Annotated in this window: 18 protein-coding genes and 1 pseudogene; 10 read left to right on the top strand and 9 right to left on the bottom strand. The window is 26.6% G+C overall.

Annotated features, from left to right (window positions below; genetic code table 11):
- Positions 1-62 precede the first annotated feature (62 nt).
- The 6 genes and pseudogenes from BHYOB78_RS06450 to BHYOB78_RS13910 form a co-directional block, all read left to right on the top strand.
- Positions 63-650, top strand: coding sequence for a pyridoxamine 5'-phosphate oxidase family protein (locus tag BHYOB78_RS06450; RefSeq protein ID WP_020063564.1), 588 nt, complete (start codon positions 63-65; stop codon positions 648-650).
- A 113-nt stretch (positions 651-763) separates the two neighbouring features.
- Positions 764-1,750, top strand: a complete 987-nt coding sequence (locus tag BHYOB78_RS06445) for a cyclic nucleotide-binding domain-containing protein (protein ID WP_012670031.1) — start codon at positions 764-766, stop codon at positions 1,748-1,750.
- A gap of 30 nt (positions 1,751-1,780) precedes the next feature.
- Positions 1,781-2,416, top strand: coding sequence for a Crp/Fnr family transcriptional regulator (locus BHYOB78_RS06440; RefSeq protein ID WP_012670030.1), 636 nt, complete (start codon positions 1,781-1,783; stop codon positions 2,414-2,416).
- A 159-nt stretch (positions 2,417-2,575) separates the two neighbouring features.
- On the top strand, positions 2,576-3,274 hold the full coding sequence (locus BHYOB78_RS06435; protein WP_012670029.1) for an ankyrin repeat domain-containing protein: 699 nt from the start codon (positions 2,576-2,578) through the stop codon (positions 3,272-3,274).
- A 216-nt stretch (positions 3,275-3,490) separates the two neighbouring features.
- Positions 3,491-3,808: an ankyrin repeat domain-containing protein gene (locus tag BHYOB78_RS13915; RefSeq protein ID WP_012670028.1), complete on the top strand. Its 318-nt coding sequence runs from the start codon at positions 3,491-3,493 to the stop codon at positions 3,806-3,808.
- 3 nt (positions 3,809-3,811) lie between these two features.
- Positions 3,812-4,294: pseudogene (locus BHYOB78_RS13910) on the top strand (ankyrin repeat domain-containing protein); the annotation flags it as partial.
- A gap of 45 nt (positions 4,295-4,339) precedes the next feature.
- Here the strand turns inward: BHYOB78_RS13910 and BHYOB78_RS06420 are convergent.
- Together BHYOB78_RS06420 and BHYOB78_RS06415 are read right to left on the bottom strand one after the other, a co-directional pair.
- The gene (locus BHYOB78_RS06420; RefSeq protein ID WP_020063563.1) at positions 4,340-5,614 is read right to left on the bottom strand and encodes a lipopolysaccharide biosynthesis protein; all 1,275 of its coding nucleotides are present in this window, start codon (positions 5,612-5,614) and stop codon (positions 4,340-4,342) included.
- Positions 5,615-5,656: 42 nt separating this feature from the next.
- Entirely contained in the window at positions 5,657-7,285 is a 1,629-nt protein-coding gene (locus BHYOB78_RS06415; RefSeq protein WP_020063562.1) for a GldG family protein, read from the bottom strand.
- Between the two features lie 221 nt (positions 7,286-7,506).
- Here BHYOB78_RS06415 and dxr point away from each other — a divergent pair, with 221 nt between their 5' ends.
- The 3 genes from dxr to BHYOB78_RS06400 all read left to right on the top strand — a co-directional run bounded on the left by dxr (position 7,507) and on the right by BHYOB78_RS06400 (position 10,987).
- On the top strand, positions 7,507-8,661 hold the full coding sequence (dxr, locus tag BHYOB78_RS06410; RefSeq protein WP_020063561.1) for a 1-deoxy-D-xylulose-5-phosphate reductoisomerase: 1,155 nt from the start codon (positions 7,507-7,509) through the stop codon (positions 8,659-8,661).
- A 78-nt stretch (positions 8,662-8,739) separates the two neighbouring features.
- Entirely contained in the window at positions 8,740-10,476 is a 1,737-nt protein-coding gene (locus BHYOB78_RS06405; RefSeq protein WP_020063560.1) for a proline--tRNA ligase, read from the top strand.
- A 70-nt stretch (positions 10,477-10,546) separates the two neighbouring features.
- Positions 10,547-10,987 (top strand): GNAT family N-acetyltransferase, encoded by a 441-nt coding sequence (locus BHYOB78_RS06400; protein ID WP_012670021.1) that lies wholly within the window; start codon positions 10,547-10,549, stop codon positions 10,985-10,987.
- A 17-nt stretch (positions 10,988-11,004) separates the two neighbouring features.
- Here the strand turns inward: BHYOB78_RS06400 and BHYOB78_RS06395 are convergent, their stop codons facing one another.
- From BHYOB78_RS06395 to BHYOB78_RS06370, 6 genes are all read right to left on the bottom strand, one after another.
- Positions 11,005-12,075 carry an LptF/LptG family permease gene (locus BHYOB78_RS06395; protein ID WP_012670020.1) on the bottom strand — a complete coding sequence of 357 codons (1,071 nt, stop codon included), beginning with the start codon at positions 12,073-12,075 and terminating at the stop codon, positions 11,005-11,007.
- Entirely contained in the window at positions 12,075-12,956 is an 882-nt protein-coding gene (locus tag BHYOB78_RS06390) for a DUF2225 domain-containing protein (protein ID WP_012670019.1), read from the bottom strand. The genes BHYOB78_RS06395 and BHYOB78_RS06390 overlap by 1 nt, the downstream gene beginning before the upstream one ends.
- A gap of 68 nt (positions 12,957-13,024) precedes the next feature.
- Positions 13,025-14,155, bottom strand: coding sequence for a hypothetical protein (locus tag BHYOB78_RS06385; RefSeq protein WP_012670018.1), 1,131 nt, complete (start codon positions 14,153-14,155; stop codon positions 13,025-13,027).
- Positions 14,130-15,665 carry an NTP transferase domain-containing protein gene (locus tag BHYOB78_RS06380; protein ID WP_012670017.1) on the bottom strand — a complete coding sequence of 512 codons (1,536 nt, stop codon included), beginning with the start codon at positions 15,663-15,665 and terminating at the stop codon, positions 14,130-14,132. The genes BHYOB78_RS06385 and BHYOB78_RS06380 overlap by 26 nt, the downstream gene beginning before the upstream one ends.
- A gap of 22 nt (positions 15,666-15,687) precedes the next feature.
- Complete coding sequence (locus tag BHYOB78_RS06375) at positions 15,688-16,230, bottom strand: hypothetical protein (protein WP_012670016.1); 543 nt, start codon at positions 16,228-16,230, stop codon at positions 15,688-15,690.
- Between the two features lie 49 nt (positions 16,231-16,279).
- Entirely contained in the window at positions 16,280-17,686 is a 1,407-nt protein-coding gene (locus BHYOB78_RS06370) for an MATE family efflux transporter (protein ID WP_012670015.1), read from the bottom strand.
- A gap of 125 nt (positions 17,687-17,811) precedes the next feature.
- Here BHYOB78_RS06370 and BHYOB78_RS06365 point away from each other — a divergent pair, with 125 nt between their 5' ends.
- Complete coding sequence (locus BHYOB78_RS06365) at positions 17,812-18,741, top strand: methylenetetrahydrofolate reductase (protein WP_020063559.1); 930 nt, start codon at positions 17,812-17,814, stop codon at positions 18,739-18,741.
- 1 nt (position 18,742) lies between these two features.
- Here BHYOB78_RS06365 and BHYOB78_RS06360 read toward each other — a convergent pair whose 3' ends face one another.
- On the bottom strand, positions 18,743-19,555 hold the full coding sequence (locus BHYOB78_RS06360) for a vitamin B12 dependent-methionine synthase activation domain-containing protein (RefSeq protein WP_020063558.1): 813 nt from the start codon (positions 19,553-19,555) through the stop codon (positions 18,743-18,745).
- Between the last annotated feature and the right edge of the window lie 5 nt (positions 19,556-19,560).

Here is a 19,560-nt window from a genome sequence, read left to right as displayed (position 1 = left end):
TTATTAATTTAGTCTACAATTATAATTTATATTATAAAAGGTTATGCTTTGGTAATTTGTATATGAGAAGAAAAGATTTTATATTTGAAGATAAAGAAGAGATATATAGCATGCTTAATAGTATAGAATTCGGAGTTATGGCTCTTCCTGACAATATACCTTATGCTGTACCTATAAGTTTTTGCTATAAAAATAATGAAATATATTTTCATGGAGCTATGGCCGGAAGGAAATATGAAATTTTAAAAAATAATCCTGAAGTATCTTTTACTGCTTCTAAACCATATTCTTATATACCTTCCGAATTTTTGAATGGAAAAATGATACCTACACAGTTTTTCTTTTCAGTTTTTATAGAAGGCAAATTTGAAACTATAGATGATATATCAAGAAGAAAAGAAATTTTATATGAAATAGTAAAAAAATATGAGCCTAATAATGATAATTTATCTATAGATAATAAAATGTTTGATTATGCTCAAAATAATATGCTTATAGGAGTTATAAAAGTTAAAAATATTACGGCAAAAGCTAAATTTGGGCAGAATATGCCTGATGAAGAAATAAAAATTATAATAGATGATCTAAATATTAGATCAAAAGACATAGATATTGAAACAGTAGATATGACAAATAAGCTAAGAAAATAAAAAAAATAACTTGAAAAAAGTATTATAAGTGATAGAATAAAATAATAAAATAATCTTTTTTTATTCTAAAAAACTTTAGATATAATTAAATTATTAGTTGAGGAAAAAAGTTAATGCAAACAAGAGTATATAAAGCAGGTTCTATAGTATATTTTACAGGCGATACCTCAGACAGAGTTTATATTTTGAAACAAGGTCAGGCTCAAAGTATATTTTTATCAGAAGAAACAGGTTATGAAACTAGGGAACTTATTAATATAGGCGAGTTTTTTGGGGTAAAAAGTATACTTGGTACATATCCGCAGGAAGATACTGTTCAGTGCTTAACAGACTGTGTTGTTATTATCATTACTTATGAAGAATTTGAAAGTTTGGTTGAAAAAAATAAACCAATCATTATAAAAATGTTAAAGGTATTTTCAAATCAGCTTAGAAGAATCAATAAAAGAGTAAGAGAACTTGTTGAAAATGATATAAGTGAAGAGGGACAGGATCCTTTAGAAGGATTATATGGAATAGGTGAGTTCTATTTCAAAAATAAAAAATACAGAAATGCTCTTTATGCATATAAAAGATATATACAATATGCAGATGAAGATTCAGCATTTTATAATACTGTAAAAGAAAAAATCGAAGAATGTAAAGATGAATTAGATATTACAGATGATAGTGATATAGCACCTCCTGTTTCAAATGCACCTGTTTCAAATGCTAAAGCTCAGACTAAAGCTACAATTAATGATCCTGCATATAATAAAGCTGTTGAATTATATAACAATAATGATTATGTTAATTCATTAAAGGCATTCAATAATTTAATTAAAAGTTCGGATACTGCTGTTGCTGAAAATTCAATATTTTATATGGGTAAATGCTATTATAATATAAATAAATACGACAATGCTTCTACTGTATTATTATCAGCGATAAAAAAATATCCTAAATCTTCAAATGTTAAAGAGGCTATACTATTTTTGGCTAAAAGCTGCGAAGCAAGCGGAAATAAAACGAAAGCAAAAGCTTATTATCAGAAAGTTATTTCAATGCCTCCTATGGATAATTTTTCAAAAGAAGCAAATGCTAGTATTTCAAGACTATAATCTTATATAAAAAGAAATTAAGGAACAAATATGGACAATAATTTAAGTTCTCATACTAAAAAATATAATACTGATGATGTCATATTTCTTGAATATGAAAAAGGTGATAAATTCTATTTAGTTCAAAGCGGTTCTGTAAAAATTACCAAAGTTATAAAAGATGTTGAAAAATTATTAGACATAGTTTATGCAGGAGAATTCTTTGGTGAAATGGCTATATTAGAAGATACTACAAGAAGTGCATCAGCTATAGCTAATGAACCAACAGTACTTTTAGAGTTGAGAAAAGAAAACTTCCAAAGCATATTGGCTAATAATACTATAATGGCATTAAAACTTTCAAAAACATTCGCTAAGAGAATATTCGATGCTAAAAGAAGACTTTTAATACTTCAATTAAATGAAACTGATTTGAGAGTTTATGATTGTCTTTTACTTTTAGCAGAACTTCAAAACATACCTAGAGATCATTATTATGAACCTCAGGAATTAAATGCTACTATAAATGATATAGCGAATTGGTGCGGTGTAAAAGTAGTTGATGTACAGAAAGTTTTAAACACATTGGTAAAAACAGGTAAAATTGATATAAGAACTAATACCATATATGTTAAGAACTTAAAAGAGATTCAAAGACAAATCGATTTAAAGAGAAAGAAATCATAATTTTTATTATTAATAATAAAATTATTTAAAAGCTGATAACAATAAGTTGTCAGCTTTTTTATTGTTTTAAAATATTAAAATTATTCAATTTCAAATAATCATATTGACAAAATAATATAACAATATATATTTTTCCAATATTTTTAAAAAGAGGTTTATATGAAAAAAATTGTATTGATGGCAATATTGTATACTTTATTTAGTTTTAATGCATTGTATCCAGCAAACTCTGAAGATGAATCACTGTTTTTATCGTATATAGCATCCGGTGATATTGAAGAAGTTTCAAATTTTATAGATAATAAGAAAATTAATATAAATGCCAGGATAGAAAATAGTGCTACACCATTAATATTTTCCATTATTTTTAAGCAAGATGAAATTGCAAAAATGCTTATAGGAAAAGGTGCAGATCTTAATATCAAAGACAAGTCAGGATTCACAGCTTTAATATATTCTATAATGTATAATAGAATAGAAATATCAAAAATACTTATAGAAAAAAAAGCTGATGTAAATACAAAAGTATCATTAAATGAAAATGTGGTATATATGAAAAACGTTACTCCTTTAATACTTAATGAAAATAAAGAAGTAGCTCAATCATTAGTAAATGCTGGTGCAGACATTAATATTAAATTCTCTTTTCAACATGCTGGAAAAAATATAAAATTAGAAAATGCTACACCTTTAATGTGGTTTATTTTTAATGATAATTCTGAAATAGCTAAGTTATTGATAGAATCCGGAGCTGACATAAATGCTAAAGATAAAAGCAGAAAAACAGCATTAGATTATGCGAAAGAGAAAAATAATGCTAAAATAGAGCAGTTACTTATAACCAAAGGTGCTAAATAATAAAAAATATATAGTTTTAAAATCTCTATGAGCTAAAGCTGATAGAGATTTTTTATTTGTAAATCATTAAAAAGTTAAATATACAAATATTACTACTATTAAAATAGCCTAAATAATTAAATGTGATCATTGTAAAATTACATACCATAATGAAGTATATAATTGACAAAACAATGTAATTAGTATATTTTGTATATAATTTAAAAAGAGGTTTATATGAAAAAAATTGTATTGATGGCAATATTGTATACTTTATTTAGCTTCAATGCACTGTATCCAGAACTTAGTAAAGATAAAAAAGAATTTGTATCATATATAGCGAATGGTAATAAAGAAGAAGTTTTAGATTTTTTAAATAATAAAAAAGTCAATATAAATTTAGATATTATTGATGGTGCTACACCTTTGATGTTATCTATCATTTATAAGCAAGATGAAATAGCAAAGCTGCTAATAGAAAAAGGTGCAGATCTCAATAAAAAAGAGAAAGAAAGCAGTGCTACACCTTTAATTTTATCTATTATTTATGAATGATATGAAATAGCAGAGTTACTTATAGAAAAAGGTGCTAATGTTAATATAAAAGACAATTCGGGATTTACAGCTTTAATACATGCTATACAGCGTGAGAAAACAGATTTATCAAAAATGCTTATAAAAAGAAAATCTGATGTAAATACAAAAGTATCATTCAAGACAGATGGATTATATTTAAAAGATTTTACTCCTTTGACATTTAATGTAGATAAAGAAGTAGCTGAATTATTAATAAAAGCTGGTGCTAATGTTAATACTAGATTATCTATAAAAGATGATTCAAGAAATATACAATTAGAAAATATTACTACTTTAATGTGGGTAATTTTTGATTATAATACAGAATTAGCTGAGTTATTGATAGAAGCTGGAGCTGATCTTAATGCTAAAGATAAAGATGTAAACACAGCATTATATTATGCAATAACTAAAAATAATAGTAAAATAACGAAGTTGATTTCTGAAAAAGGTGGTAGATTCTAAAAATAATTTTTATAACTAGCTTTATAATATTTTTTAATTACTATTTTAGTTTTCATTAGTTCTTAATATTATTCTATGTATTAATATGATTAAGATATTATATATAAGTAATGCTATAAAAAATATTTTCATTATGAACATGAAATTTTCAAAGGTTCTAAGTCCGTTTCTTAATGAAAAATATACATAAGCAAATATAATTAAGTATCCGTAAAATGGTGCGAAAAGTTTATAAGCAAGTCCGTAATTGAAGGCAATAACTGTAAATCCTAAGGAAAATCCAAATATTACAGCCTGCGGAATCAATGGAATAATGGCTTCATATCTATTTGTAAATTGTATTAATACTATTTGTTTTGCAAATATAATTAAAAATGCTGATAAACAAATAGATGCAAATACAAAAAGTGCAATGGAATAATAAACTATCTTTCTTTCTTTATTTTTATTATTATCCTTTTTAGCTATTAAAATATAAGAAAACATAACTGATGCAACAGGAGTTCCTATATAGAAAAACATTTTTATTATTAATGATATAGTAGAGTAGTAGCCTGCACTTGTTTTATCCAAATATCTGTTTGCCATAAGTACATCGCTTAATGATATCCAATTGAATATAAAATTTATTATTACAATATGTATTATATAGCTTAAAAATACTGATAGATTTTGTTTAGAGAAATACATTTTTATTTTATTTAATGGTATAAAATAGGGTAGATTAACTTTTTTCAATTCTATTAAATTGATTATTAAATATAGTACGCAGAATAAAGTAACTGTTATAATAGATTTGAATAATGTCAATCCTGTAATAATAAAATATGCTAATAATAAAATTTTGGATATTAATATTGCTATTAAACTTGCTGTATAGTCATAGGCTATATAGTTATTAATTTTTAATATTGACTGAGAAACTATACCTAAAATCGTTGCGAATATTCCAATTGATATTATAAAAAGAGATGGGTAGCTTTTTATATTAAATAGTATATCTATTAATGGTATTGATAATATATATAATAAAGATATTATAAATGCTATAATGTAGCCGTAAGCCCAATAAACTTTAGCATCTTCATCATCTTTATAATGATGCATAATATAATAACTAAAGCTTGATACTGTTAGAACTATTATTGAATATATATTGATAATACCGTTATAATGTGCAAAATCAGATATTGATAAACTTCTGTTTACATATATTGAAGATACATAATTTAATACACTTGCAATGCCATTTATAAATACTAATAAAGCATAGTTAATATAATATGAATATTTTTTGTATAAAAGTTTTATATTATTCATACTATATTAACTTATGCATAGCCTTCATTGTAATATATTATTTTATCTTCTTCTAAAGAACCATATTAATATACCAAGTATACCGAACAAACAAGGCAAACCTATTTGAGCAACATATCTGATAAAGTTAGTTTGAGTTGTTGTAAGAGTAAGATTTTTAATACTTGCTTCTTTAGGTCTTATAGTAATTTTCTGTCTAGCTTCTAATAGATAAGCAACAGTATTCATAAATAAGTCTTTATTTCCGGCAAAAGCAATATCTACAGACTGTCCTTGTTCAGGATTGATATATGCATTCAATGCAAATGTAGCATCACCAAATACTACTATTCTTGCAGGATCTTTTCTTCCTTCTATCTCATAAGTACCGCTTATAGCCAAAGGCACAGGTCCTTGTATATCTGTTCTAGGATTGAATCTAGCTCTTGATAAATCAAAAGTAGCTTCTTCTTTTCCATAACCTTGAGGAGTAGTTGTTATTATATTTTCAAAGCTGCCGTTATATTTATTTTCACCGCTTAATATACTTCTAGCAACAACCAAACAAGCAAATACATTTCCTTCTTTTAATGTTTGAGTTATAGGATGAGAAGTATATTGAGGTACTATATTAACAGGTATAACAACACTTGAAGCAGGATCTATTATATAGTCATTTTTAGTTTTGAATCCCCAATCAGATAAGAAATTACCTAAATTGCTGTTAAATTTACTTCTATCCATAAAACTATCATATAATACAAGAAGTTTTCCACCTGTTTTTACATAGTTATTTAATTTTTCTATTTCAAAATCACTGAATGTTTCAACAGGTGCTGCTATTACTATAAGTGATGCATCTGTAGGAATATTTTCAAGTATTATATTTAATTCTTTAACTTTGTAATTTTCATTTTCCAAATAAGTTTTTACATAAGATAAACCTTCACCGCCTCTATCTTGAATCTGTCTTTCACCATGTCCTACAGTGAAGTAAACAGTATAAGATTCTGTATCAAGTAAAGTGTATATAGACTGAGTAAATTTTTCTTCTCCAACGAATAAAGGATCGGAAGTTACTTTTGACTGAGTTGTTAAATCTTTTCTATATACTCTAACTTGTTTACCTTGTCCGTAAGTAAATACTATTTCCCCAACCTGAGTCATTTGATATTTACTTTTAGCAGAAGGTTTTTCTATAGGGTTAATATATTCAACACTTATATGTTTATTTATTCTTTTATACTGTTCCAATAATAAATCAGCTCTCCAATCTGCTGAAGTTGGATCTGTACTAGGAGATCTTAAAACTACTATTGAAAGAGGACTGTCTATTCTTGATAGAACATCCATAGTTTGCTGAGATACTGTATATGATTTATTTTGTGTCAAGTCAAATCTTATAGGGAAGTTTATACTTATAATATATAAACCTACAAGTATAGCAAGAATTATTATTAACGATAGTATTCCAAAAAAAGCTTTATGAACAAATCGCATCTTTAAAAAGGATACTATCTGTTTCCTATCTACTATTAATGTTATAATAGTTATTATAGAAGTAAATGCTAATACTCCCCAAAAAACAGGGGTAGGAGTTTGGGTTACGGCATAAAAGAAAATCCAAGCAAAAAATAATAATACCCAAGAAGCTAATGTAACTATTTTTAAATTAAATTTCTTATTTGACATTTAGTAATAATCCGTTTTTTAAAAATTTCAATTAATTTGAATAAATATTATATATAATTAATGATAAATTTCAATAGTTATGTTTAGTTATACTTATTCTGGTATATTATCGGCTATTAAAAAAAATACATAAAACAATATTTTTTAATTATTAGAGCTATTTATTAATTTATAATAATAGTATAGAATATTATACTATTATTATAATATTTGGGAGTATTATGAAAAAAAGAATTCTTTTGTTAGGAGCCACAGGTTCTATTGGTACAAATACATGTTCTGTTGTGAGAGAGTTTAATAATGACTTTGAAATAGTAGGAATGTCTGCAAATAGTAAAATAGATATATTAAACAATTTATGTGCAGAGTTCAAACCTAAAACTGTAAATATATCTGATAAGAATGCAGAGAATATTTTTAAAGATTATGACTGTGCAAAAGATCTAAATATATATGAGGGAACTATAGCTGACTTTGTAAAGCATACTGATTTCGATATATTAGTTAATGCTCTTACAGGATATGCTGGATTTTTACCTACAGTAGAAGCAATAAAGAAAGGAAAAACAATCGCATTAGCAAATAAAGAAACTCTAGTTGTAGGCGGAGATATAATAAATCAATTATTAAAAGAATATAATTCTAGCTTAATACCCATAGACAGCGAACATTCAGCGATATTTCAAATGTTAAGACATTTTCCTAAAACATCGCTTTCAAAAGTAATAATAACAGCTTCAGGAGGTCCTTTTTTCAGAACTCCAAAAGAAGAATTAAAAAATGTTACAGTTGAAATGGCTTTAAAACATCCAACTTGGGCTATGGGAAGTAAAATAACAATAGACAGTGCTACTATGATGAATAAGGGCTTTGAAGTTATAGAGGCTCATCATTTATTTAATTTGGATTATGATAAAATAGAGACAATCATTCACCCTCAAAGTTTAATACATTCTATGATAGAAATGAATGACGGAGAAATTTATGCCCAGATTGGTAAGAATGATATGCGTCTTCCTATACAGCATGCATTAACTTATCCTGAAATTAGAAACACACCTTTTGAAAAATTAAAACTATATGAACATTCAGAAATCAATTTTTATAAAATGGATTTTGATAAATTTATAATGCTTAGATTGGCTTATGAATGCGGAAAGAAAGGCGGACTTTATCCTTGTGTTTTAAATGCCGCTAACGAAATATGTGTGTATTCATTCTTACAAAAGAAAATAGGTTTCACTGATATATTTAATATAGTATCAAAAGTATGCGACAGAAAAATTAATGTTCCATTAACTATAGATAATATTATTAATATGGATAGTGAAATAAGAAAAGAAACAGCTTGGATAATTAATTCAATGTCTAAATAAAATATATACTATAGTTGATAATTTTAATTTTATAATATATCATTAATAAAAAATTTTTAATCTTTTAAGGGAAATATTATGCGTTTATCAAAATTATTTATGCCTACATTGAAAGAAGCACCTAGTGATGCAATAATAGCTTCAAATAAATTAATGTTAAGAGCAGCACTTGCAAGAAAAATATCAAATGGACTTTATTCGTATTTACCTCTTGGAGTTAGAGTATTGAATAAAATATCTAATATAATAAGAGAGGAAATGGATGCAATAGGTTCTAATGAATGCATAATGCCCATACTTGTTTCAAAAGAATTATTAACACCTTCAGGAAGATGGGAAAGATTTAAAAAAGAATTATTCAGATTAAAAGATAGAAATGATGTTGATATGGCAATGGGCCCTACTCATGAAGAGGCTTTCACTATAACAGCTCAAAATGAAATACAGTCATATAAAGATTTTCCTCTAACTTTATATCAAATACATACTAAATTCAGAGATGAAATAAGACCAAGATTCGGAGTTATACGCTCTAAAGAATTCACAATGAAAGATGCTTATTCATTTCATATCACTAAAGAATGTCTTGATAAAACTTATAATGATATGAGCGGTGCTTATACAAAAATTTTCAAAAGAATGGGACTCGATACTGTAAGCGTAAAAGCAGACAGCGGTGCAATGGGCGGAGAAGGAAGCGAAGAGTTTATGGTATTAAGTGAAGTAGGTGAGGAAACAATAATTTTCTGTTCTAAATGCGATTACAGAGCTAATGTTGAAAAAGCTAATGTAAAAGAAGAGGAAGCTGCTAAATCTTATACAGATAAAGCATTAGAAGAAGTTCATACTCCTGATATAAAAACTATAAATGATTTAGAAAAATTCTTTAATACATCTTCAAAGAATTTTATTAAAAGTATAATTTATAAAACTGAAGAAGATGAAATAATACTAGTTGCTATAAGAGGCGATTTAGAAATTAATGAAACTAAATTATCTAATGCATTAGGAGGACTAGATATAGAACTTTCTGATGAAGAAACTGTAAAAGAAGTTACAGGTGCTAGAGTAGGTTTTGCTTCTCCTATAGGATTAAAAAAGAAAATTAGAATATTTGCTGATAACTCTATAAAATCAGTAGCCGATGCAATAGTAGGTGGAAATAAAGATGATACCCATATAAAAAATGTTAATATAGAAAGAGATTTTAATATCGATGTGTGGGGGGATTTTAGAACAGCTAAAGAAGGTGATAGATGTCCTCAATGCGGAGAAACTCTTTATCAGAAAAAAGGTTTAGAGTTAGGACATATTTTCAAACTTGGAGATAAATATACTGAGGCTTTTAATTTCAAAGTATTAGATGAAAATAATAAAGAGATTACTCCTATAATGGGATGTTATGGTATTGGAGTTAATAGAGCTTTGGCTTCTGTTATAGAACAAAATTATGATGATAAAGGTATAATATTCCCTATAAGTGTTGCCCCTTATGAGGCTATAGTTGTTGCTATTGATAAAGAAACTGAAGATTCATTCAAAAAAGCAGAAGAAATATACAATACTTTAAATTCTATTGGTGTTGAAACTATGTTTGATGATAGAAAAGAAAGACTTGGCGTTAAACTTAATGACTGCGATTTGATTGGTATTCCTATAAGAATAATAGTAGGTAAAAAATCACTTCAAAAAGGAGTAGTTGAATTCAAACTTAGAAAATCACAGGAAAGTGTTGAAGTGAAAGTTGAAGATATAATTGAATACGTAAAAACAAAAAAACAAGAATTATTCAATGAAATAAATAGCAGATTATAATAAATCAATATAGTAAAATGAATAGGGGAGTAATTTACTCTCTTATTCATTTTTTATTTTATTAATAAAAATGGAAAATATAGAAATCGTAGATAATATCGATGATAATATAATTGATTCAATTTTTTTTATATCTTCAAAAAGCGAATATATACATCTATCTAAAGATTATATAAAACAGTATATAGAAGATAAATATCATAAAGTAATTATTATAAAAGATAGTAATCAAATAACTGGTTTTTTAATTTATTTTTTATTAGAGCCAGATATTGATATAATATTTATAGCAACATATCCAAATAATAATGGCTATGGTAATAAATTATTATCATATATGTTTAATGATTCTAAAAAAAACAATATAAAAAGTATAAAATTAGATTTACATGAAAATAATATAAATGCTAAAAAGTTTTATTTAAAAAACGGATTTAAAGAAATAGCTGTTAGAAAAAAATATTATAATAATCAATTTAATGCTGTTATTATGGAAATGAAAATAAATTAAATGATTTGTAATTTGTATTAATGGAATTTTTTAAATGCTAATATACAAAGTATAGCGAATATAATATTTGGCATCCAAGCAGCAATGAATGCATTAATATCACCTGCTTCTCCCATAGATCTGAAAACCATAAGTATAGAATAATATAACAAAGCAACTATTATAACCATAACTAAACTTACAACTAAAACACTTTGAGTTGAAAATTTAGAGAATAATGATGCAAGTAGAACAATAATAAAACCAGAAAAACAATATGATATTCTATAATGCAAATCAGTTTCTAATTTTGAAGTATTCATATTAACTTCTTTTTGAAGTTTTATTATATGTGATTCTTCACTCAAACTCATAGCATCTAAAGGCGGTCTTCCATAAAAATGTTCCGGTCTTTCTAAGAGATCTAATGGATAATTATTTACTTTTTCTACTTTTATTTCTTTATTTTCGCTAAATGTAGTCAATATCCCATCCATTACATACCATTTTCTATCCTCATTATTCCATTGTATATGAGGACTAGATACTCTGAATTGAATTCCGCCGTCATCATCTAGTTTTACTATAATAGTATTTTGCATATATTGTTCTTTATAAAAATAAGTTTCTATAAAATATAGATGATTATTACCACCAAAAAGCTGCCAAGGTCCGCTTTTAGATACTTGTTCACGACCTCGCATAGCATCATTTGCTGCAAAAGATACTTTATTTAATGGAGCTGCTACAAATTCCCAGAAAAATACCAGAAACAAACATAGCCCAATTACAATAATAAACATAGGCATAGAAAATTTAAATAAACTAATACCGGAGTTTTCAATAGCAAGCATTTCCTTGTTTTTTACAAATGTACCTAATACATAAGTAGAAGAAAACATCAAAGCAACAGGGAATATATAATATGTATTATGCGGAGCTCTGGCTAAATGGTAAGTAATAAAATAATTAATTAATTCAGGATGTTCTGTATAAAAAGATAATCTGCTGCTTAAGTCTGCTATTGTAACCAATACAACAAAAAGCAGCAAAGAACCAAAAAAGAAAGATAGGAATTCTTTTAATAAATAAGCATTTAATTTTTTCATTAACTTACATCTATACCATATTCTTCATTAAGATGATTTAATTCTTCAGTAATAGCAACATGAAGTTCTTTTATTTTTTCAAGTAAAGCAGAAGGTTTTGATTTACTGCTCTTTCCAGATCCAAATATTTTACTTATTTTTCTTTTAGCTTGTACAAGAGTTTCAGCTTTAACTTTAGGATCTGGTATAAATTTAGAAGCATCCATTCCAAGCAATGCTGCCATATAAAGCATACCTTCATATCCAAAATTATTATCTATATCCGGACCAAATGATTTTAATTTTTCAAAATTCTCTTTTCCATTTTGCATACATTCTATAGAAGCAGAGTATAGTTCACTAGCTTTATATTGGAAGAAAGGAATAAGTCTATCGTAATTTTCATTAGGATAAACATTTGCTAAATCTTCTAAAGTCCAGCTTAATCTCAATGAACATAACGCCTTTTTCAAAGTAGGAGCAGTATCTTTTCCATGATAACGATATCCATCTAAAGCTAAAAAATAGCTAGCCGCACCTTCCAAAAGTGTTCTATGTTTTGTAAAGTCTACATCATTTCCAAAAAATTCTTTCATATATGAAGCTCTTTGTCTTGTTGTATCTGCTGCTTCTTCTACTTTTTTATGATCTATTAAATTAAAATCCTCTTGAAAAGCCGCGTATAAACAATGAGGACAAACTACTACTACATATATTAAAGGGTAAACTGTACCATATTTTTTACTTTTTTCATAAGTTCTTCTTAAATCATTTCTTAATTTTCCAGCAATTAACCTTCCACCGCCTGTAAGAAGCATTTCATGATAAAATTCATTCCTACATACAGGACAAGTTCTTGGGTTTTTCTCTATAAACGATACTTTTGGTTGCTCATCACTCATAAAAAAATCCTATTATATACTTATTTTTATAACATTTATAATATAAAAATGTTAAATCAATTATCGGTTTATTTTAATTTTTCAATATCACTTATATTGATCTTAGTAATTCTAAGTTCATCAAATATATCATTATAATATAGTATATAAAAATATGGATATTGGGCAGATTTTAGTCTTACATTTCCTATACTTGTTCCCAAAACAGATAAATCTATGACTCTATTGTCCATAAATAGATATTTATTTCCATTTTCTTTAGTATATAAAACCATTATCTGCGCTGCATAATCCAATGCTGAATCCAATGAAATTATATTTTCATCTTCAGTAACTATTGTACCATTAGTAAATACTCCATCATAAAATCTAGTATAATTAATAGTTTGAGGATTATCTTTGGTTATATAAACTATATTAAATCTGTTATGTTCCTCATATGCAACTGAATAAATACTAGAATTAGTTACTATTGCTCTGTCATCAAAGAATTTAAATGCTGTATTAGTTTTTCTAGAGCCATATAATATATTTCCTGTTTGATATTCATGCATATAAAGTGCATAACCATCTTTTTCTGCAACAGGATAAACACTGTCTACTATTCTATTTGTATAAATGAAGTCTGAAAAGAAATTATCTCTATAAAATCTTGATACAGATAATATGCCTCTATTATCTACAAAAAATAGGGTAGGATAATTGAATGCTGACATAACTAATTTTAAATCAACAATTTTTCTATTTTGCCTTATATCCATAGTATAATTATTGAAAGTTCCGGAATTATTATTAACATATAATAATTTGTTTGCTTTATTATATGAAACATGTACATGACTATTGTTCAATGCTATACTTATCAAATTACCAAGATCTCTATTATTATCTAATATAGTTCTGCTGAAATTTCCTTCTTTTCCTGTAACATATACAGCAGTATTGAGAATATTATCATAGTAAGCAAAATGCACATTATTGTATCCATCTATAAATAACTCACTAATATATGGTTCCTCCCTTAAAGAAGCTATAGACCAAGTATAAAGCGATTCAAATCCGCTCATTCTAACATAATGCTCTGTAAGGGGAGGAGCATCTTTTTTTATTTCTTTTTGATATTGTGCATTTAAACTTGCAAATAACAGTATTATTATAACAAATATTAATACACTATTTCTTTTTAGATTTCTTAGCATCTTCTATTTTGCTTACAGCTTCAAGTCCTTCTTCTTTAGGTCTTATAAATCTGCATTTTATTACATTACCTTTATCATCAAGTAAAGCTTTTATATGTGAATAATAAAATATACAATGTTCTATATAAGCATTATCATCAACAATAGAGCCGTATAAATAGCTTACTCCTTTAATAAGAACATTAGTACCAATATTAACAGGGTGATTATCGCTTCCTGTAACATTAACACCTCTTTCTAAAGTAGTATTTTTTCCTATATATACATTACCCTTAATCTGATTTCCAGAGTATATCTTAACATTATCATCTAATATAAGTTTCTGATTCTCTAAACAAGAAAGTAATACATTATCTCCTATATAGGCATGTTCTCCAAGATATACATTACCTTCTATTTTTGCCCCATGTGATATTGTAACTCCATAATTAACTTTAACCCCTTTACCTATATAAGCACCTTTTCCTATATATATATCGAGAGGTTTTTCATCTTTATCTATTTCCAATATCTGATCTACAACACTATCATCTATAAAGAAGTCTTCTCCATCATATATAGTGATTATATTTTTTAGTTTATTATAAACATTAGATCTGGCTATTGATTCCATCTCTTTAAGAACTGTTTTATCATTAAATCCTAAAACTACTCTGCTGTCTTTAGGCATATAAGTAGATATTGATAAATTATTATTAATAAAAATTTCTATTAAATCTGTAAGATATAATTCATTTTGTGCATTATTAGATTCTAATTTTTGTATGAGTTCCTCTAAAGGCTTCATTTTAAAACCATATATACCAGCAACATACTCATTAAAATTATCTAATAACTCATCTTTTTCATAAGAGAATTTTTCATCTTTATAAACTTTGAAAAGCTTATCTTCATCTTTCATTGCAAGTATATCTTTATATTCAATAACACCTATAACATTACCTTGAGAGCCTTGTCTGTACTTACTTTTTTTACCATCGTAAGTAAGACCTCTGCTTCTTAGTATTCTTCCATAATAGTTGCTTCCTTTAGGACCATCATACATAGCAGTCATAACTATCATATCAGTTTTAGATTTCAAAAATTCTTCATGAAATTCTTTCATAGTTTCAGAGTCAATAAGTCCCATATCAGCATATATTACATAACAATATTTTATATTCTTTAAATCACTCTTATCAAGACCAACTTTTACAGCATGACCTGTACCTCTTTGTTCTTCCTGATAAGCAAAATTAGTGTTAGCCTGCTTTCCAACTGCATTAGCAACATCAAGAGCCTTTATTCCAACAACTATAGTAATATTGCTTTTAGGCATACCATTTTTTACAGCAAGTCTAACTCTTTCAATACTAGGAACTCCCCATATGGTATGAAGCATTTTAGAAGTAGAACTTCTTATTCTTTTACCATGACCAGCAGCTAATATTATCACTAATGTATCATTTTTTGAAAACTTAGATGACAACGAAGCAAGAGCATTCTCAATTTCAACTACATTTTTTTCCATAGGTAACTCCTAATTATAATGTTTATTTTTTATTTTGTTTATTTGTATATATTTGTTCAAATACAGGTTTTTTTATGTTGATGTTTTTAGAATAGAAATCGGAATTTACAGTTTTATCATTAACTTGTAAATCATTATTTTTAGAATCTATTTTTTCTTTTGCTTTTAGAATATCTTCTAAACTATTTTTTTTGTAATTGTTAGGAAGAAATACATTTTTACTGTCTAATTCTAATTTATCATTATTATTATCTTTATTGAAAGTTTCATCTTCTTTCAGCCATTTTCTAAGAACCTTAGCAACAGATTCTGCCAATTTATCTAGCTTTTGCTTAGCTCTTACATTTCCGCCAAGATTAGAATCTTCTTTCATAATGAATTTATAAAGCTGCATAGCTTTTATTATATTTTTCTTTTCAAAGTTATAATAATCAGCAACTTTTTCTATGCCTCCATAATAGGAAGCTGTAAGATAGCATCGGTAAGCGCCTTCTATATCTTTTTGATTAAAAAGTTCATTACCTTTTCTAACTAAAGCACTTCTTGTAGAATCTTTTATTTCCATAGTCTACATTATATACTGATAATAGAAAACTGCAAGCATTAATTTTATGTTAATTTGTGTTTGTATCTTTTAATTTTAATAATTCTGATTTCATTTCTTTTATTATACTATAAGCAAGAGGTATTGCTAATAAAAAAGTAAGAAAATCAGAAAAAGGCTGAGCAATTTCTATACCTGTTATTCCAAATATTCTAGGAAATATATATATTATTGGTATAAAGAATATTCCTTGTTTTGCCAAAGCTAAAAGAGAAGCCCTTATAGTTTTTCTAGTAGTTTGAAGCATCATACTTGATAATGTTATAACTCCCCATAAAGGTAAGCTTAATGCCTGATAATGTAAAGCATCTTTTGCTACATTAAATAAAGAAATATCTTTATCATTAAATAAATGAACTATTTGAGATGAATTTACAAATATTATAACAGCAAAAATGAAAAGCACTAATGTAGATATTTTGATGCAGAAAAAAAATGCATTTATAACTCTATCATATTTTTTTGCTCCATAATTAAATCCGCATACGGGCTGAAAACCCTGACCAAAACCTATGATTGCAGAATTAGCAAATATAGAAACTCTGTTTACTATAGACATACCAGCTATAGCAGCATCACCAAATTGACCAGCAGCTATATTCAAGAATGCTGTTGCAAAACTAGATATACTCTGTCTGCAAAGACTAGGAAGTCCTCCTACTATGATAGCTTTGTATTTTTGTAAACTAGGTGAAAAATCTCTTAATTTTATAGGCAAAGATCCCCAAACATTAGTACCAACCAAAAGTACACAAAAACCGCAAAATTGACTTATTATAGTTGCTATGGCAGCACCTTTTACACCCATAGAAAAATGGAATATTAATATAGGATCAAGTATTATATTCAAAATAGCTCCTGTTATTAAACCTATCATAGCAAATAAGGCATTACCCTGAAGTCTTAATTGATTATTCAAAACTAATGAAGCAGTCATATATGGAGCACCTATTAAAATATATTTCATATAACTTATTGAATATGGAAGTATAGTTTCTGTTGATCCTAATATATAGGCTAATGGCTTAATAAAAATTATTCCAAATATTAATATAATAAAACCTGCTATCATAGCTGATAAAAAACCAGTAGCAGCCATTTTTGAAGCTTCTTCTGTTTCCTTTGCCCCTAATTTTATAGATATATAATTACCTGATCCATGTCCGAAAAAAAATCCTACAGCCTGTATTATTGCCATCATAGAAAATACTATTCCAACAGCAGCGGTTGATTGAGTATTTATCTTGCTTACAAAAAATGTATCTGCCATATTATAAAAAGATGTTGTAAGCATACTAATAATTGTAGGTATGCCCAACTTTATAACTAAAAATTCAACTCTTGATTCTGTTAATTCTTTAAACTTTCTATTTTGTCTTTCAGTTTCTTTTAAAGTTGCATCATCACTTACGTTCATATTATATCCTAAAAAATCTAATTATGCATAGTATATAACTTTTTTATATAACTTCAATATGATTTTTTTATTTGACTTTTTTTATTTTTTTAGTACGATATTAACATAATATAGAGGATTGCAGTATGAGTGATAATAGTGTAGAAAATTTCATAGATAAACTAGAAAATAAAGATGAATATACATTTACATTAGAAATATCTCCGCAGGCTAAATTTGATTTGGGTTATATAAAAGATAAAATTGATGATGCTAAAATTTCAGATTATATAGATGCTTTTGTTGTAACTGATTCCCCATTTGCTAACTTAAAAATATCATCTATACTGGCCGCATTGCAATTGCAGCAAAGACTTAATAATAATAAACCTTTCATAGCAACTCAAACTATGAGAGATAAAAATTCTATAGCTTTGCAAAATGATTTAATAGGGGCAAATTATTTTGATATAAGAATGGTTCTTGCTGTTACAGGAGATCCTATTAATGGAGGAAATCAAAAACAGGCTAAATCAGTATTTGAGGGAAATTCTGAATTACTTATAGCTATAATAAAAGATTTAAATAAAGGAAAAAGTTTAGGAGAGTTTGCTTTTAAAGAACCATTAAAACCTATATATTCTTTTTGCGTAATAAACAGCTATGCAAAAAATAATGACAGTTTGAAAGTTAGACTTGCTAAAAAAGCAAATTCAGGAGTAAAGGCTATCTTCACTCAGCCTATATATGAAGCTGAGAGATTAGAACTTCTATTGGAATGGATAGATGAGCTTCCTCTAAAAAATAAACCTATATTGGTACCTGGTTTCTTCCCTGTATTAACCTATAAAACAGCATACTTTATATACTATAAACTTCCAGGTGCTTATATACCGGAAGATTGGCTTAATAAATTAAAAAAAGCAAGTAATAAATCTCCTGAAGAAGAAAAAAGAGTTGCTGTAAAATTATCATCCGATTTGTTTCATAACATGCTTAAGAAACATAAAAAAATGCATATAATGAGTATGAATAATTATGATTTTGTTGTTAATTTATTAAAAAATATCAAATAGATTAATTGGCAAAATAATAAGAATCCTCACAAAATGATACTATTGCACAAGTACTAAGCTCCGGATCCATCATGTAGCTTTCTGTAAGAGTAACATTGAATTCTTCAGGTTTTAATTGATTGAATATTATCCTATTGCCGTACATATTTGTAAGTGCTTTATATCCGAAAGAATATCTGCATCCTACATGTTTTCTTTTGCTGTTGTTTTTTAAATTAAGCAAATTATCCATGTGTTCTTGAAGTATATCAACATAATTTTCTATAATATTTGTTCCTATTGCATTATAAAAATAATATTCTTTATATTCATCATTATCATATAAGCCTTTCAAAAATTGATGAAATTTAGCTCCAAGACTTACAAGAGTAAAACCTATAGTATCTTCTTCTTTATCAAAAAAATCTACTATTGAATTGTAAGGCTCATTTTCCATACGCTCTAAAGGAATTTCTATCTTTTCATTTTTTAATTCATTAGTATAAAAATCAACATCATATATATATAATTTATCATTTTCTGTAATAGTTTTATAAAATCCGTAAATCATAACAGGTTCTATTAAATTATTATCTATGATATTGTTTTTCATCTCTTCGTATTTAGGTTCTACTTTTGTTTTAATCATCTCATTATACTTTTCCATATCCTGGTTCTTAGCAGAATAACCAAAACCAGCTCTGAAAAGTCTAACTTTATTAATCATATCAAAAGCTTCTTTTTCTATTTCTTTATTAAATTCAAAAACTTTTCTTCCATAAAATGGAGGTTTATTTATATAATGTTCATGAGTTTTATGATTTATTTCAGGCATTGCTT

The organism is Brachyspira hyodysenteriae ATCC 27164 (assembly GCF_001676785.2).
Taxonomy (GTDB): domain Bacteria; phylum Spirochaetota; class Brachyspiria; order Brachyspirales; family Brachyspiraceae; genus Brachyspira; species Brachyspira hyodysenteriae.
The sequence above is the reverse complement of the archived record's forward strand: the minus strand, read 5'-3'. Positions and strand labels throughout refer to the sequence as shown.